Consider the following 14,593-nt stretch of genomic DNA (forward strand, 5'->3'; position numbering starts at 1 on the left):
AACAGCAGATACGCAAAGTGTCAGTTACAGACACGCAGCCGGAGGTGCACGTCCCGTGGCGTCCAATGTCAATCCCACCGTCAGGCGACGCCGGCTGGGCCAGGAGCTGCGTCGGCTCCGTGAGCTCAAGGGCATGACGGCCGAAGAGGTGGCCGAGCGCCTGCTGGTGTCCCAGTCGAAGATCAGCCGGCTGGAGAACGGCCGGCGCAGTATCAGTCAGCGTGACGTCCGTGACCTGTGCGGGGTGTACGAGGTCGAGGACCAGCGGATGGTCGACTCGCTGATGGAGATGGCCAAGGACTCCCGCCAGCAGGGCTGGTGGCATGCCTTCGGCGATGTTCCGTACAGCGTCTACATCGGCCTGGAGACGGACGCGGCGAGTCTGCGCGTGTACGACCCGCAGGTCGTGCCCGGGCTGCTCCAGACCCGTCAGTACGCGGAGGCGCTGATCTCGGGCGCGCTGCCGGAGGCCCCGCCGGCGGACATCGAGAAGCGGATCCAGGTGCGCCTGCGCCGACAGGAACGTATTTCCACAGCCGACAACCCGTTGCGTCTGTGGGCGGTCCTGGACGAGGCGGCGCTGCGCCGCGAGGTCGGCAACCGGCAGGTGATGATCGAGCAGCTGGACTACCTGCTGGAGATGTCCCAGCTGCCGCACGTGACCGTGCAGTTGATCCCGTTCACCATGGGCGCGCATCCGGGGGTGAGCGGCCAGTACGCGATCCTCGAGTTCCCGGACGCGGCCGATTCCAGCGTGGTCTACATCGAGGGAGTCACCAGCGACCTGTACCTGGAGAAGCCGCAGGACGTGCAGAAGTACAGCGTGATGTACGAGCACCTGCGGGCGCAGGCCCTGAACGCCGACCAGACCCGGGAGTTCATCGCGAAGGTGGCGAAGGACTACGCCAGGGAGGTCGCCCCGTGAAGCGCCGCAAGGTACACCTCCGGCCGGGCCGGAGGGAAGTCCCTATGGAATATGCCATCCGGACGGGTGAATAGTCGCTCCGCATCACGATGTTGGCGAGTAGCGTCGATCACGCCATCAAGCAACAACGGTGGCGCAAACCATGCCGTGCAGACGGGATCTGCGCACGGCGTGGTGACAGCAACTCAGCAACTGACTACCGGAGCGAACATGGCAATCCAGCAGGGCGCCGCGAACGAGTGGGTCAAGTCCTCCTACTCCCAGGGCAACGGCGCATGCGTCGAGATCAAGTCCCCTCTCCGTGCGGCCATGGCCGTCCGTGACTCCAAGGTCACCGAGGGCCCGACCCTGGCCTTCCCCGCCGACGCGTGGAACACCTTCGTGGCATCGGTCAAGGCCTAAGGGGACGATCCCCTGAGACCGCCCCACCAGCACGACCAGCTTCACCAGTACGACCGGATTCATCTGCACAACCGGCTTCACCAGCACGACCCAAGAGCCCCCTCGACCAGCTCGCCGTCCTTGCCGAGGGGGCTCGGTACATTCCCGGCGCGGGCCCGCCGACAGGCCCGACAGGCCCGCCGACCCGGCTAGCCCCGCTTCACCGGGAACGCCACGTCACACACCGGGTCCTCGGCTCCCGCCGCGTCCCAGTCGGCGAAGTAGATCTCCCGGCAGGGACCGTCGTAGTCCCAGCCCTCCCGCTTCATCCACGCCTCCACCGCCTCGTACGGGGCGAGGATCTGAGGGTGCGCCACCTGCGCCTTGGTGATCCTCGTGTACGCGAGCCGCCGGGCGGGCTCCACCCGCACCTGGAACTGCCGGCCCCGGCCCTGCGCGGCGGCCGCCCAGGCCCGGGCCCCGGACTCGTCGGCGACCGGTACACAGGACTCGACCGGCCCGTCGCTCTCCATGGACACCGCGGAGTAGTAGACGACGTACGGCGCCCCGACCACACCCCCGCACTCCCCGGCCGCCTCCTCCAGCCGCCCCAGAGAGGCGGGGATCCACAGGGGCAGCTCGTCCGCGAGCGTGTGCCGTGTCTCGGTGACGATCACCTGCTCGGGCACGTCGGCCAACCGGACCTCGAACTTCTCGTACATCTCGGAGCTCCTCCCCGACAGCCGTGCACGGAGGTAGGCGGCGAGGGTGCGCTGGGCGGCGAACCGGGCCTCGGCATCGCCCCAGTAGGCGGCGAGCAGTGCCCCGGACGCGGGCCCGTCAGCGGTCTCCACCAGCTCGGCGATCCGCGCGAGCGGCATGTCCAGCTGACGCAGCATGGCCACCAGCCGGGCGCGTTCCACCTGGCCGGCCCGGTAGTAGCGGTAGCCGCTGGCCTCGTCGATGTGCGCCGGGGCGAGCAGCCCGAGCCGGTCGTACAGCCGCAGCGCCTTGGCCGAGAGCCGGGCCCGCGCGGCGAACGCGCCGATCGTGAGCAGCGCGCCGTCATCCCCGATGTCCACCACGCACCCCCTCGTCGTCCTCCGTCGCCGGGCGGCCTTCGCGCCCGGCGTCGAGGAGGCTCGGCCCTGCCCCAGGGGCAAGGTCAAGCCGGACGATCCTTCGGCCGGGAACCGCCTAGCCCAGCTGGCTCTCGATGGCCGCGACGACCTCGGCGGCCTCGGGCTCGGTCTGCGGGGAGAAGCGGGCGACGACGGACCCGTCCCGCCCGATCAGGAACTTCTCGAAGTTCCAGCGGATGTCGCCGTCGTGGCCCTCGGCGTCCGCGAACCCGACGAGGCGCTCGTACAGCGGGTGCCGCTCCGCGCCGTTGACCTCGACCTTCTCGGTCAGCGGGAAGGACACGCCGTAGGTGGCCGAGCAGAACTCGGCGATCTCCTCGGCGGTGCCGGGCTCCTGCCCGAGGAACTGGTTGCAGGGCACGCCGAGCACGGTGAAGCCCTGGGCGGCGTACCGCTCCTGGAGTTTCTCCAGGCCCGTGTACTGCGGGGTCAGGCCGCACTTGGAGGCCACGTTCACCACGAGCACGGCCTGGCCCGCGTACTGGGAGAGCTCCGCGGAACCGCCCTTGAGGGCATCGATCCGAACGTCGAGGGGAGAGGCACCTGCGTCAGTAGTCATGCTCCGGATGCTAGCCCCGGGCGGTGAACCCACCCCTTCCGGGGCCATCCCCCGCTTCCGTTTCCGGCCGGGACGGCCAGGACCTACCCGGCGGCGGCCCGGGTCAGGACCTCACCCGCGGCCGTCCGTGAATACAGCACCGACCGCCCCGCGCGCCGCCGCTCCACCAGCCCCGCCTCCAGCAGCACCCGCAGATGGCGGCCGACCGAGCCGAGGCCCTGGCCGGTCAGGGCGACCAGTTGGGTGGTGCTCAGGGGGCCGGCCAGGAGGACGAGCACCGCGGCCCGGCCGGGCCCCAGCAGGGCGCCCAACGCGGCCGGTGCGGCGCGGGCCCGGTCCCGGTGGTCCTCGGCGAGCGCTCCCGTGCAGGGATAGACGACGGCGTACCGCTCCCGCTCGTCCCACGACACCCACCCCGTCTTCGGGGTGACCGGTACGAACACCAGTTCGGCACCGGAGATCTCGCGGGGCGGATACTCGTGCAGGTTGACCTGAAACCGACTCTCGCCCAGCCATCGCGTCCCCGGCCGCAGCGAGTCCAGTACGGCCGCCCAGCCACCCCGGCTGACCTGCGCGGTCCGTGCGACGACATCGGCCTCCAGGACGCGCCGCCGCCGCTCCCAGTGCGGCCGTACGCCCGCCTCCCACACGTACTCCAGCAGCCCGGCCGCCCGGTCCGGCAGGTCCTCCCGGTCCAGGGCGGCGGGCAGCGGACCGCCCAGGGACATCCGCAGATGGGCGCGGGCCCGCGCCGGATCGGCCGACCGTACCCGGGCGACGCCCTCCTCGAAGCTCTCGCCGTCCCTCGGGGTGGGCGTGAGGAAGTCGGCGACCCAGCTCCGCCCCAGCCCGGCCCGCACCAGCAGCGCGGTCACCGGGTCGGCCGCGAGTACGGCGCGGTAGCCGGGGAGCCGGTCGCGCAGCCAGTCGCGCTCGCCGGGATGCGTCCCCACGCCCGCGTGCAGCAGCTTCAGGCTCGCGAAGGTCTCCGCGAGCGGCGAGAGCACGAACCGGCTGCGCGCCAGGGTGTCCGCGTTCACCTGCCACCAGCCCATGCTCCTGCGCCCCCACCCCGTGCCCGTACGACCGACGACGTTTCGCGGTCCCGCGAAACAATAACCACCCCTCCACGGCCCGTCGCAGACTCCGCCCATGACCGGCCACACATACCGACAGCTCTTCCGCACGCCCGAGTTCACGCCCCTCTTCCTCTCCGCCGCCGCCCAGACCGCCGCCGGGACGGTGAGCGGGCTCGCCCTCGGCACGCTCGTCTACCGGGCCACCGACTCCCCGCTGCTGTCGGCGGTGAGCATGTTCGGCCCGTCGCTCGCGCAGGTGCTGGGCGCGACCTTCTTCCTCTCGGGCGCCGACCGGCTGCCTCCGAGGTCGGCGCTGACCGGCCTCTCCCTCGCCTTCGCCGCCGCGACGGCCGTCCTGGCGCTGCCCGGACTGCCGGTGTGGGGTGTCTTCGCGGTCGTGCTCCTCCAAGGACTGATCGCCTCGCTCGGCGGAGGCGTCCGCTGGGGCCTGCTGAACGAGATCCTCACCAAGGACGGCTATCTGCCGGGGCGTTCGCTCTTCAACATGCTGAGCGGACTGATGCAGATCATCGGCTTCGCCGCCGGTGGCGCGCTCGTGACCGTGCTCTCCCCGCGTCCGGTCCTGCTGCTCGCCGCCCTGCTCTACACGACCGCAGCCGTGATCACCCGCCTCGGCCTGACCGTCCGCCCGCCGCGGGCCTGCGGCCGTCCCTCGGTCGCGGCGACCCGGCGCACGAACGCCGAGCTGTGGTCCTCGCGGTCCCGCCGCCTCACCTATCTGGGCCTGTGGCTCCCCAACGGGCTGGTCGTCGGCTGCGAAGCGCTCTTCGTGTCCTACGACCCCGACGCGGCAGGCACGTTGTTCGCGTGCGGCGCGCTGGGCATGCTGGTCGGTGACGTGACCGTGGGCCGCCTCGTCCCGCCGGCCCTGCGCACCCGCCTGGCCACGCCCCTCCTGCTGCTGCTCGCCACCCCCTACGCCTTCTTCGCCCTGCGCCCCGCCCTTCCGCTCGCGGCGGTCTGCGCGGCCCTCGCCTCCGTCGGATTCGGCGCGAGCCTGGTCCAGCAGGAGCGGCTGATGGCCCTCACCCCGTCTGAACTCAGCGGCCACGCACTGGGGTTGCACTCGGCCGGCATGCTCACGATGCAGGGCGTCAGCGCGGCGCTGGCCGGAGCCGTCGCCCAACTCACCTCACCCGCAACGGCGATGACCGTGATGGCGCTGACATCGGTCGCGGTGACCCTGACATTGAAGGCCGCCGCCGGACGAGCCGACGCGGAGGACGAGGCGAACGACTTCGGTCGGGTGAGCGGGTGAGCGGGTGGTCGGGGTGCGTGAGTGCGCGAGTGCGTGGGAGATGGCAGGGGGACCGGGATCAGACCGGGATCAGACCGGGATCAGGCGTCGGGGTCGGTGAAGACCTCGGGCACCTTGTTGTCGACGACGACGCGGGCGAGCAGCGCTGCGAGCCGGTCGCGTTCGCTCGTGTTCAGCCCCGAGGGCAGGTTCTCGAGACGGCGGCACGTCTCGTCGTAGAACCCCTGCGCCAGCCGATGGCCTTCCTCGGTGAGTCCGACGCGGACGGCCCGCCCGTCCCGCGGATCCGGCTCGCGCCGGACCAGTCCGCGCTGGACCGTCCGGTCCACCAGCCCCGTCAGGCTGGACTTGGCGAGCCCGAGCATCTCGCCGAGTTCGCTCATGCCGTACGGCTGCGGCATCAGCACGCACAGCAGTTGGCCCTGCTGCGGTGTGATGCCGTGGGCGCGGCTCGACTCGGCGTACACGGCGTTCACGAGGAACGCCGACCGCACCAACGCGGCCACGACCGCCATCTGCCCACCTGCGGTTTTCCCCATGAGGGGAAAGACTAGCGGCGGGCGTGGGGACGGTTCGACCCTCGGTCGGACGAGATGTCCGGGCGGCCCGGACGGCCGTACCCGCCCTTCCCCTAGGTTGATCGAATGGGTTTCTTCGACAGATTGACCGGAACCAGATACCCGGAGAGCGGTCTCGTGCCGCGCTCCGCCGAGGAGGTCCGGGCCGCGCTGTTCGCCGTCAACGGCCCGGAGGTTCCGTACCGCGTACGCAACGCGCTGCCCGAGGAACGTGCCGATCTGGTGGCGGAGTGGCGGGTCCGGGAGCCCTCCTGGCACTCGTACTTCGTCCAGGTGCGAATGCGGCAGACGCTCAAGACACGGATGCGTCTGCTGCCGGGGACCCATGAGGTGCGCAGCGTCGACGAGTTGCGTGAGGTCACGTGGGTGGGCGACCCTCCCCGGCCGGCCGTGGCGCGGGAGTTCGGCCACGGCCAGGTGACCACGGTCTCCCGCCGATGGGCGGTCGAGCGTGGCCCCGACGGCCGCCGGCGCCTCCAGGAGACGTACCGCTTCGACCCGGCGGAGATGAAGGATCCGCTGCGGGAGGCGGTGCTGGCGGCGGGTTGGATCTGGCGCGGGGTGGCGTTCGGCAGGCTGTGAGCGAAGCCGGGGGAGAGGCGCGGGGAGTGGCGAGGGAGGCGAGGTGCCTCAGGCGTGCTGGGCGTGGGCGACGGCGTGGCCCTTGCCGCGGCCGATCAGCCACTTGTTCACGGGCGTGGTGATCACGAAGGCGATCACGAAGCCGCCCAGGAGGGCCGCCCAGAACAGCCCGTCCGACAACTCGGCCTCCATCGCGCCCGGGGTGAGGGCGACGACGGTGTTGTCGACCAGTTCCATCACGGCGATCGACACGGTGTCGGCGGCCAGCGCCACCTTGACCGCGGCCCTGAGGCTCAGGCCGGCCCGGCGCACCGCGAACAGGGTGAAGGAGTAGCCGAACAGGAACGCGAGAACGATCGCGACGACCATGGTCGGCACATTGCCCCAGCCGAGGGCGGTACCGATGACCATCCCGAGGATCTCGCCGATGGCGCACCCGGTGAGGCAGTGCAGGGTCGCCTTCATCGCCATGGACCAGGAGACGCCTCCGTGCTGCGCCGCCGGGGAGGCGTGATCGTGGTGCCGGTCGCCGTGCGAAGGGTGGTGCTGGTCGTGGTCCATACGTTCTGTATACCCCCTAGGGGTATCGAGAGCAAGGGTTCACCCGGGCGATGCGAGGCGGGTGTGGCGGGCGGCGTCTATACGATGTCCGACCGGGAAACGGACGGCGGCGGAGAGGAGACGGGGCGTGACGGATCACCGGCAGCGTCCCCGGCGGCGCGGACAGGGCGAGCTGGAGGCCTTGGTCCTGTCGGCGCTGCGGGAGGCGGACGGTCCGGCCACCGCCGGGTGGGTGCAGGAACGCCTGGGTGGCGGTCTCGCCTATACGACGGTGATCACGATCCTCACCCGGCTGCTCGCCAAGGGCGCGGTCACCCGCGAGCGCGGCGGGCGGTCGTTCGCCTGGCTGCCCGCGTCCGACGAGGCCGGTCTCGCCGCCCGGCGCATGCGCAGGGTGCTGGACGCCGAGCGGGACCGCGAGGCCGTGCTGGCCAGTTTCGTCAACGGCCTCGGCCCCGATGACGAACGACTGCTGCGCGCACTCCTGGGCCGGCCTCGCGACGAAGCCGGGGACGAAGCCGGGGACGAAGCCGGGGACAAAGGGTAAGAGGAGGAAGGCCGGCGTCGCATGAGCGCCTTCGTGATCCTCGACGTGCTGCCCTCAGCGCCTGGCCGGTCGAGCGGCCGGCCGAACAGCATCCGCACCCGTGCGCCGCGACGCGCCTGTGACCCTTCGGCCGCGTCGGGAGGTTTATCCGGCCGAAAGTCGGTTAGCAGGGCCCGGGTAATGGTGTCGGAGCTTCCCCCCGGCGGGGCCTGGGCAGGGAGCACGGTCGTGTGAGAGGTGTTCTGGTCTGTCCGGGTTGCGCCAGGAGGGCATCGGGCAGGCCACACTGCCCTCGAACGGCACCGAGCCGACACCGGCCGAGCCTCCACCGGCCGAGCCGACACCCGCCGAGCCGACACCCGCCGAGCCGACACCCGCCGAGCCGACCCAGGCCGCGCCCGGGAAGAAGCGGGACGCCTTCTTCGACAACGCCAAGTACCTGGCGATCCTGCTGGTCGCCGTGGGCCACGCCTGGGAACCCCTGCGCGAGGGCAGCCGCACGGTCACCGCGTTCTACACGCTCGTGTACGCCTTCCACATGCCGGCGTTCATCGTCATCTCCGGCCACTTCTCCCGCGGCTTCGACGGCAGCCCGCAGCGCGTCAAGCGCCTGATCACCGGCGTGGCCGTGCCGTACGTGGTCTTCGAGGTGGCGTACACCCTCGTCACGAGGTGGACCGACGACGCCCCGGACCGCGACGTCAGCCTGCTGGACCCCCTCTACCTGACCTGGTTCCTGGCCGCCCTGTTCATCTGGCGGCTGACCGCGCCGGTCTGGCGCCTCGTACGCCGGCCGCTGCCGCTCGCCCTGGCCGTCGCGATGCTCGCGACGCTCTCGCCCGCCATCGGCAAGGACCTCGACCTCCAGCGGGTCCTCCAGTTCCTGCCCTACTTCGTCCTGGGCCTGCTGCTGAAGCCGGAGCACTTCCGGCTGGTGCGCCGCCGCGCGGTACGCGTCGCCGCGGTGCCGGTCTTCGCGGCCGCCCTGGCCGTGGCGTACTGGGCGGCCCCGCGCGGCGTCTACCCCTGGTTCTTCCACAACGACAGCGCCGTACAGCTCGGGGCGCCCGCCTGGTACGGCCCGGTGATGACCCTGGCCACCTTCGGCTGCTCCCTCGTCCTGGTGGCCTGCTTCCTGGCCTGGGTGCCGGGACGCCACACCTGGTTCACCGCCCTCGGCGCGGCCACGCTCTACGGCTATCTCCTGCACGGCTTCGTCAAGCAGGCCGCCGGCCCCGCCCACTGGTACGACCACCCCTGGATCCACCAGCCGCTCGGCGCCCTCGCCGTCACCCTCGTCGCCGCCCTGACGGTGACCCTGCTGTGCACGTCCCCCGTCCGGCGGGTCTTCCGGCGCGTGGTGGAGCCGAGGGCGGAGTGGGCGTTCAGACGGGGCGGCGAGGGCGGGCGCGCGGCGGCGTAGGCACGGTCACTCGGTGCGCAGGGCGGTGGCCGTCCTCGTGCCGGCGGCCCAGCCGGCCGGGAGCAGGGCGCCCGCCACCGCGATGACCAGCCCGCCCAGGGCGAGCAGGGCCAGCTCGGGCGCGTCGTAGACGGCGACGTGCGACGGCGGCAGGGTCATGCCGACGGCGTCGCCCATGAGCGGTGTGACGTAGTGGTGCAGGGCCACGCCGACCGGGACGGCCACCGCTCCGGCCACCAGACCGATCCCGGCGACCGAGGTGACGACCATGGTCACGGTCTGCCGGGGGGCCATGCCCAGGGCCTTGAGGACACCGAGGTCGTGCACCCGGTCGCGGGTGTCGAGGACGACCGTGTTGAGCACGCCCAGGCCCGCGACCACGACCAGCATCAGGGTGAGGGTCCCGATCAGCGCGTCCATGGCGACGATCACGCTGGATTCGTCGTCGGTGTTCGCCAGGGCGACGGCGCCGAGCGGGTCGAGCGTGTCGTCGAGCGCGGTCAGGTAGCGCGTCAGATCCGTGCCCGGTTCCGTCTCCACGTTGTACTGGCCCGGCGCCGCGTCGAGCCCGAGCGCGGTGAGGGTCGAGGTCGGGGTCAGCAGCTCCATGCCCTCACCCTCGGTGAAGAACGCCTCGCCGACGATCCGTACCGTGACGTGCCGCCCCTGCCGCCCCTGCCGCGTCAGCGTCACCGGGTCGCCGACCCGGATTCCGGCGGCCTTCAGGAACCGGGTGGTGACCACGGCCTGGCCCGGCCCGTCCAGCCAGTCGCCCGAGACCATCGGGGGGCCGGCCCAGGACGCGTCGCCCTGGTACGCCACCACGGTGGTGGCGCCGGTGATGCCGGACGCGCTCACCTCCGCCTGGGTCGTGCCGTAGAAGCGGCCGGTCCCCTGCTGTGCGCGGAGCGCGGCGGCGATCTCGGCCGGGTCGGCCTTCGGCTCTTCGGGCCCGCCGCCCACATGGACCGCCTGCGCGCCGGGCGGCGCCTGCCCGCCGCCGGTGCCGACGACGACCGACCCGGCCGAGTTCAGCATGCGGCCCGACCGGACGGCCCCGAGCGTGAGGGCGAGCCCCACCCCGAAGGTGACGGCGGCGGCGCCGAAGACCACCGCGGCAGCCATCGTCGCCGAACGCGCCGGCCGGGCGAAGGGGCCCGCCAGCCCGAGACCGACCGCCCGCGGCACCGCCAGCCGCCCGGTGAGCCGCCGCACCAGGCGACCCCGGCCGGTGCCGGGCGTACGTCCGGTGGTGATCGCCGCCACGGTGCGCAGCCGTCCGGCGCGCAGGGCGGGCACCAGAGCGGCGCAGGCGACCAGGGCGAGGGCCGTGGCGGGCACGGCGACATCGATCCACGGCGGGATCGACGCCGCCGGGCCGTCGAAGGCCTCGCCGACCTCGGCGAGTACCGGGACGGCCAGCAGGTGGCCCACCACCAGCCCCAGGGCGCAGCCGACGGCCGCGGGGACCAGCGCCTGCCCGACGTAGGCCCGTACGACCTGCGCGGGGGTGAAGCCGAGGGACTTGAGGATGCCGATGCGCCGGGTCGCGGCACCCACCGCGCCGCTCACGACGATGCCGATGACCAGGACCGACAGGAGCAGCCCGAGGACACCGAAGGCGGCCAGGAACGGCACGAACGCCTTCGCGTTGGCGGTCTCCTCCTGCTTGACCGTCAGATAGGACTGCGACCCGGTCAGCGCGTCCTTCGGCACCGCCGCGGTGATCGCGGCCCGGCCGGCGGACACCTGGGCGTCCGTCCCCGCGGCAGCGAGGCGGTAGAGCATCTCGTACTCGGGGGTGCCGCCCGGCGCGGCCAGCGACGCGGCCCGCGCGGGGGTCACCCAGGCGTCCGCGGTGCCGGTCACCGACCGGGCGACGCCTGCCACGGTCAGCGTGGGGCTGCCCGGCGCGTCGGGGAACGTCAGGCGCGCGCCCGGTTCGACGGGCAGCATGTCCTTGGCCACCACGATCTGGCCGGGCCCGGTGAGCCAGGTGCCGGAGACGAGGTCGACCCGGTCGACACCGCCCCCGGCGTCCGCCCGGCCGGCGACGGTCACCGGCGGCAGCTCGACACCTTCCGGGAGGATGTCCGAGGACGAGGCGGTACGCGCGCGTACCGCGACGGTCCGGAAGGGCCCGGCCGCGGCGCTCACGCCCCTCGCGTGGGCGGTCGCCGTGAGTTCCGCCGCCGTCACCTTCGCGCCGTCGAACCGCGCGGTCAGGTGGGCGCCGCGCTGCTGGGCGAAGGCGTGGTCGAAGGGCGCCTGGGACGCGACGAGCAGCCCGGCGGCAAGAAACGACGCGGTGACGGCCATGAGCGTCGTCATGATCATCACGGCGGTCTGCACCCGCCGCCGCCCGACCCCGGCGCGCACCACCCGGCCGAGGGCGCTCATCGGGACACCGCCGCCGCGCCCTTGGCGCTCCTGGTGTCCCGGACGACACGGCCGTCGACCAGCTCGACGGTCCGGGTCGCGCAGGATGCCGCGAGGCTCAGATCGTGGGTGACCAGGACGATCGTCTGCCCCGACGCGTTGAGTTCGGCGAGCAGTTCCCGCACGTCCGCGCCGGAGGCGGTGTCCAGCGCGCCGGTGGGCTCGTCGGCCAGCAGCAGGGCCGGACGGTTCATCAGGGCCCGGGCGACCGCGACGCGCTGCCGCTCCCCGCCGGACAACCTGCCGGGGTAGGCGTCCGCGTGCCGGTCGATGCGCAGGTCCGCCAGCAGACCGGCGGCCCGCGCGCGGGCCTCGGCCCGGGGCGTTCCCGCCAACTGGGCGGGCAGCAGCACGTTGTCGGTGACCGTCAGATCGTCCAGCAGGTTGAAGAACTGGAAGACCATCCCGACCTTCGTACGCCGGTACCGCGCCGATCCGGCCTCGCTCAGCCCGTCCACCCGCAGCCCGTCCACCGTGACACTGCCCGTGCTCGGCCGGTCGAGTCCCGCGATCAGGTTGAGCAGCGTGGACTTGCCGCTGCCGGACGGCCCGAGGACGGCGAGCGCCTCCCCGGCGGCCACGCTCAGCGTCACGTCGGCGAGGGCCGGCGGCCCTTCCCCGTACGTCCTGCTCACAGCCCGCATGTCGATGACGGGCGCGGTCGCTGCCACGGTGCCTCCAGGTTCGGCGGTCGACGGTTCGGTCCGAAGCTAGGGGCGGACCCCCGTCGGAGTCGTCGCCTGCCGTGGCGAGACCGGCTGCCGCCCCGGGATGACCCGCCGGGCATGTCATCCCTGCGATGTACGCGGCGGATGCAGGCCGCCCGCGCCGCCGTCCGCAGCGGGACGGATGTGGGAGGGCACGCGGGTTGCCACACTGTGCGCATGGGCGGGGCGGGCGGGGCTGTGCGGGCGGAGATCGTGGAGCGGTGGCGGACGGGGGCCGCGGCTCTGCTGCGCCGGAGCCCGCTGCCCCGCCCGTCCCGGTGGATGTGGACGGCCGACGCGATCCTCGCCTTCGTCCTCGCCGCCTGCACGGTGGGCGCCGCCTACCGGCAGGGCGACGGCGACGGGCCGGTTCCGCCGACGCTCGTGCCGGTGCCGCCCCGGGTGCCCGAGCCCGGCGTCCCGCCGTTCGGCCCGTTCCCGGACGTGGGGGTGGGCGTGGCGCAGTTCGCCGGCGCCGTCGAACCCTGGCAGCTGGTGCTGGCCGCCCTGACCGCGTTGCCCCTGGTGGTGCGCCGCCGGTTCCCGCTGTCCGCGTTCGGGGCGGTGGTCGTCGCGAGCCTGCTGTTCCACCAGCATCTGCGCGGCGGTGACCCGACCCTGTACACGTTCATGTCCTGTGTGGTCGCCGCCTACAGCGCGGCCGTGTACAGCCCGTACCGGGCGCGTGCGCTCGTCGGCCTGGTGGCCGCCGCCCTGCTCGCCGTACTGCGCGACGAGACTTTCCCGTCGTTCGCTCCCGGCCTCGTGCCGTTCCTCGCGCTGCTCGGGGTGGGACTGGGAGCCAACGCGGTCCACATCTGGAAGCAGCGGCTGACCGACCTGGAGGGGGAGCACGAGGCCGCCATGCGGCTCGCCGTCGACCGCGAGCGTTCTCGGATCGCGCGCGAACTGCACGATGTCGTCACCCACAATGTGAGCGTGATGGTGATCCAGGCGGGCGCGGCCCGCAAGGTGATGGACACCGCGCCCGACCGGGCCCGCCAGGCGCTGCTGGCCGTCGAGGCCGGCGGTCGTACGGCGATGGCCGAACTGCGGCACGTCATGGGCCTGCTCACCATGGCCGGTGCCGGGGACGACGCGGCGGGACACGCGGCGGGGGCCGGGGACGTCTCCGGTCCGGCCGTCGGGGCCGATCTGGCGCCGCAGCCGGGCCTCGCCCAGGTGCCCGCCCTCACCGACCGGGTCCGCGAGACCGGCGTGCCCGTCGAGCTGACCGTCACCGGCACCCCGGCCCCGCTCGCCGCCGGAGCCGACCTGGCCGCGTACCGCGTGGTGCAGGAGGCGCTGACCAACACGGTCCGGCATGCCGTCGGCAGCCGGGTGCGGATCGTCATCGAGCACGTACCCGGCGCCGTGCGCGTCGAGGTGTCCGACACCGGCGGCACGTCCGCGGCACCGGACGGCCTCGGCGGCGGCCGCGGACTGATCGGCCTGCGCGAACGCCTCGCCGTCTACGGCGGCACCCTCCACGCGGGCGAACGCCCCACGGGCGGCTTCGAGGTCCGCGCCGTCATACCCGCGGAGGAGATCGCGTGACCGAACAGCCGCCGCGCGTGGTGATCGCCGACGATCAGGCGCTGGTCCGCACCGGCTTCGGCATGATCCTGGCGGCGGACGGCATCGACGTCGTCGCCGAGGCCCGCGACGGGGACGAGGCCGTCGACGCGGTCCGCCGCACCCGGCCCGACCTGGTCCTCATGGACATCCGGATGCCCGGGACCGACGGGCTGGAGGCCACCCGGCGGATCCTCTCCGGCACCGAATCCCCCGAGCGGCCCCGCGTGATCATGCTGACCACCTTCGACCTCGACCGCTACGTGTACGCGGCCCTCACCGCCGGGGCGAGCGGCTTCCTCCTCAAGGACGTCACCCCCGAGCACCTGGTCGCCGCCGTCCGTCTCGCCCGAACCGGTGACGCGCTGCTCGCGCCGGCCATCACCCGGCGCCTGGTCGAACGCTTCGTCGCCCGTGAGACAGCGGCTTCCGTCGCCCTGCACCGCGATCTGACGGTGCTCACCCCTCGTGAACTCGAGGTTCTCCGCTCGCTCGGCACCGGCCTGAGCAACGCCGAACTCGCCGCGCGCTTCCGGCTGAGCGAGGCCACCGTGAAGACCCACGTGGCCCGGATCCTCGCCAAGCTCCGCCTGCGGGACCGCGCGCAGGCCGTCGTCGTGGCCTACGAGACCGGCCTGATCGCCCCGGGAGCGGGCACCCGGGCGGGCGACCTCTAGCTCCGGACCTCCTCCGGACCACTCCGGGCCTTCCCCGGGTCTTCTCCGGGCCTTCCCCGGCTCTTCCTCCGGTCCTCCGAGGGTCCTCTCCGGGCCCGGCGGAGTGATCTGCCTCACACGCTGTCACAGGGGTCGGCGA

15 protein-coding genes are annotated in these 14,593 nt (G+C 72.9%); 8 read left to right on the plus strand and 7 right to left on the minus strand.

The features are described 5' to 3' along the window. The first annotated feature begins 55 nt into the window (after positions 1 to 55). Positions 56 to 925, plus strand: coding sequence for a helix-turn-helix transcriptional regulator (locus tag OHU34_RS24065; protein WP_028807189.1), 870 nt, complete (start codon positions 56 to 58; stop codon positions 923 to 925). A gap of 210 nt (positions 926 to 1,135) precedes the next feature. Next, positions 1,136 to 1,327, plus strand: coding sequence for a DUF397 domain-containing protein (locus tag OHU34_RS24070; RefSeq protein ID WP_020131958.1), 192 nt, complete (start codon positions 1,136 to 1,138; stop codon positions 1,325 to 1,327). Between the two features lie 188 nt (positions 1,328 to 1,515). On the opposite strand, the gene OHU34_RS24075 is transcribed toward OHU34_RS24070, so the two are convergent. The 3 genes from OHU34_RS24075 to OHU34_RS24085 all read right to left on the minus strand — a co-directional run bounded on the left by OHU34_RS24075 (position 1,516) and on the right by OHU34_RS24085 (position 4,062). Beyond that, positions 1,516 to 2,388, minus strand: a complete 873-nt coding sequence (locus OHU34_RS24075) for a MerR family transcriptional regulator (protein WP_405768246.1) — start codon at positions 2,386 to 2,388, stop codon at positions 1,516 to 1,518. 115 nt (positions 2,389 to 2,503) lie between these two features. Then, the gene (locus OHU34_RS24080) at positions 2,504 to 3,007 is read right to left on the minus strand and encodes a glutathione peroxidase (protein WP_020131956.1); all 504 of its coding nucleotides are present in this window, start codon (positions 3,005 to 3,007) and stop codon (positions 2,504 to 2,506) included. Between the two features lie 83 nt (positions 3,008 to 3,090). After that, a complete protein-coding gene (locus OHU34_RS24085; RefSeq protein WP_405768249.1) occupies positions 3,091 to 4,062 on the minus strand; it encodes an ArsR family transcriptional regulator in 972 nt (323 codons plus the stop codon). 97 nt (positions 4,063 to 4,159) lie between these two features. On the opposite strand from OHU34_RS24085, the gene OHU34_RS24090 reads away from it, so the two are divergent. Next, positions 4,160 to 5,365 (plus strand): MFS transporter, encoded by a 1,206-nt coding sequence (locus OHU34_RS24090; protein WP_230195445.1) that lies wholly within the window; start codon positions 4,160 to 4,162, stop codon positions 5,363 to 5,365. 80 nt (positions 5,366 to 5,445) lie between these two features. Here OHU34_RS24090 and OHU34_RS24095 read toward each other — a convergent pair whose 3' ends face one another. After that, positions 5,446 to 5,880: a MarR family winged helix-turn-helix transcriptional regulator gene (locus OHU34_RS24095; RefSeq protein WP_142267896.1), complete on the minus strand. Its 435-nt coding sequence runs from the start codon at positions 5,878 to 5,880 to the stop codon at positions 5,446 to 5,448. Positions 5,881 to 6,027: 147 nt separating this feature from the next. Between OHU34_RS24095 and OHU34_RS24100 the strand changes: the two genes are divergently transcribed. After that, positions 6,028 to 6,525, plus strand: a complete 498-nt coding sequence (locus OHU34_RS24100) for a hypothetical protein (RefSeq protein WP_230195446.1) — start codon at positions 6,028 to 6,030, stop codon at positions 6,523 to 6,525. A gap of 48 nt (positions 6,526 to 6,573) precedes the next feature. On the opposite strand, the gene OHU34_RS24105 is transcribed toward OHU34_RS24100, so the two are convergent. Continuing rightward, positions 6,574 to 7,086 (minus strand): DUF4396 domain-containing protein, encoded by a 513-nt coding sequence (locus tag OHU34_RS24105; RefSeq protein ID WP_230195447.1) that lies wholly within the window; start codon positions 7,084 to 7,086, stop codon positions 6,574 to 6,576. Between the two features lie 127 nt (positions 7,087 to 7,213). Here OHU34_RS24105 and OHU34_RS24110 point away from each other — a divergent pair, with 127 nt between their 5' ends. Both OHU34_RS24110 and OHU34_RS24115 read left to right on the plus strand, forming a co-directional pair. Next, positions 7,214 to 7,633, plus strand: a complete 420-nt coding sequence (locus OHU34_RS24110; protein ID WP_142264800.1) for a BlaI/MecI/CopY family transcriptional regulator — start codon at positions 7,214 to 7,216, stop codon at positions 7,631 to 7,633. 256 nt (positions 7,634 to 7,889) lie between these two features. Next, positions 7,890 to 9,056, plus strand: a complete 1,167-nt coding sequence (locus OHU34_RS24115; RefSeq protein WP_405768254.1) for an acyltransferase family protein — start codon at positions 7,890 to 7,892, stop codon at positions 9,054 to 9,056. A gap of 6 nt (positions 9,057 to 9,062) precedes the next feature. Here the strand turns inward: OHU34_RS24115 and OHU34_RS24120 are convergent, their stop codons facing one another. Both OHU34_RS24120 and OHU34_RS24125 read right to left on the minus strand, forming a co-directional pair. Continuing rightward, positions 9,063 to 11,456 carry an FtsX-like permease family protein gene (locus OHU34_RS24120; RefSeq protein ID WP_405768256.1) on the minus strand — a complete coding sequence of 798 codons (2,394 nt, stop codon included), beginning with the start codon at positions 11,454 to 11,456 and terminating at the stop codon, positions 9,063 to 9,065. Continuing rightward, positions 11,453 to 12,139 (minus strand): ABC transporter ATP-binding protein, encoded by a 687-nt coding sequence (locus OHU34_RS24125; RefSeq protein WP_230195484.1) that lies wholly within the window; start codon positions 12,137 to 12,139, stop codon positions 11,453 to 11,455. The genes OHU34_RS24120 and OHU34_RS24125 overlap by 4 nt, the downstream gene beginning before the upstream one ends. 240 nt (positions 12,140 to 12,379) lie before the next feature. On the opposite strand from OHU34_RS24125, the gene OHU34_RS24130 reads away from it, so the two are divergent. Next, complete coding sequence (locus OHU34_RS24130) at positions 12,380 to 13,759, plus strand: sensor histidine kinase (protein WP_405768258.1); 1,380 nt, start codon at positions 12,380 to 12,382, stop codon at positions 13,757 to 13,759. Continuing rightward, on the plus strand, positions 13,756 to 14,454 hold the full coding sequence (locus OHU34_RS24135; RefSeq protein ID WP_142264795.1) for a response regulator transcription factor: 699 nt from the start codon (positions 13,756 to 13,758) through the stop codon (positions 14,452 to 14,454). Before OHU34_RS24130 ends, OHU34_RS24135 begins: the two co-directional genes overlap by 4 nt. Positions 14,455 to 14,593 lie beyond the last annotated feature (139 nt).

The sequence above is a fragment of the Streptomyces sp. NBC_00080 genome (assembly GCF_045041255.1).
GTDB classification, from domain to species: domain Bacteria; phylum Actinomycetota; class Actinomycetes; order Streptomycetales; family Streptomycetaceae; genus Streptomyces; species Streptomyces coriariae.

What these genes read in the sequence shown, in the direction of transcription:
- OHU34_RS24070 (WP_020131958.1), top strand. Translation starts at nt 1,136, where the DNA reads ATGGCAATCCAGCAGGGCGCCGCGAACGAGTGGGTCAAGTCCTCCTAC.
- OHU34_RS24080 (WP_020131956.1), bottom strand. Translation starts at nt 3,007, where the DNA reads ATGACTACTGACGCAGGTGCCTCTCCCCTCGACGTTCGGATCGATGCC.
- OHU34_RS24085 (WP_405768249.1), bottom strand. Translation starts at nt 4,062, where the DNA reads ATGGGCTGGTGGCAGGTGAACGCGGACACCCTGGCGCGCAGCCGGTTC.
- OHU34_RS24090 (WP_230195445.1), top strand. Translation starts at nt 4,160, where the DNA reads ATGACCGGCCACACATACCGACAGCTCTTCCGCACGCCCGAGTTCACG.
- OHU34_RS24095 (WP_142267896.1), bottom strand. Translation starts at nt 5,880, where the DNA reads ATGGCGGTCGTGGCCGCGTTGGTGCGGTCGGCGTTCCTCGTGAACGCC.
- OHU34_RS24105 (WP_230195447.1), bottom strand. Translation starts at nt 7,086, where the DNA reads ATGGACCACGACCAGCACCACCCTTCGCACGGCGACCGGCACCACGAT.
- OHU34_RS24120 (WP_405768256.1), bottom strand. Translation starts at nt 11,456, where the DNA reads ATGAGCGCCCTCGGCCGGGTGGTGCGCGCCGGGGTCGGGCGGCGGCGG.
- OHU34_RS24125 (WP_230195484.1), bottom strand. Translation starts at nt 12,139, where the DNA reads ATGCGGGCTGTGAGCAGGACGTACGGGGAAGGGCCGCCGGCCCTCGCC.
- OHU34_RS24130 (WP_405768258.1), top strand. Translation starts at nt 12,380, where the DNA reads ATGGGCGGGGCGGGCGGGGCTGTGCGGGCGGAGATCGTGGAGCGGTGG.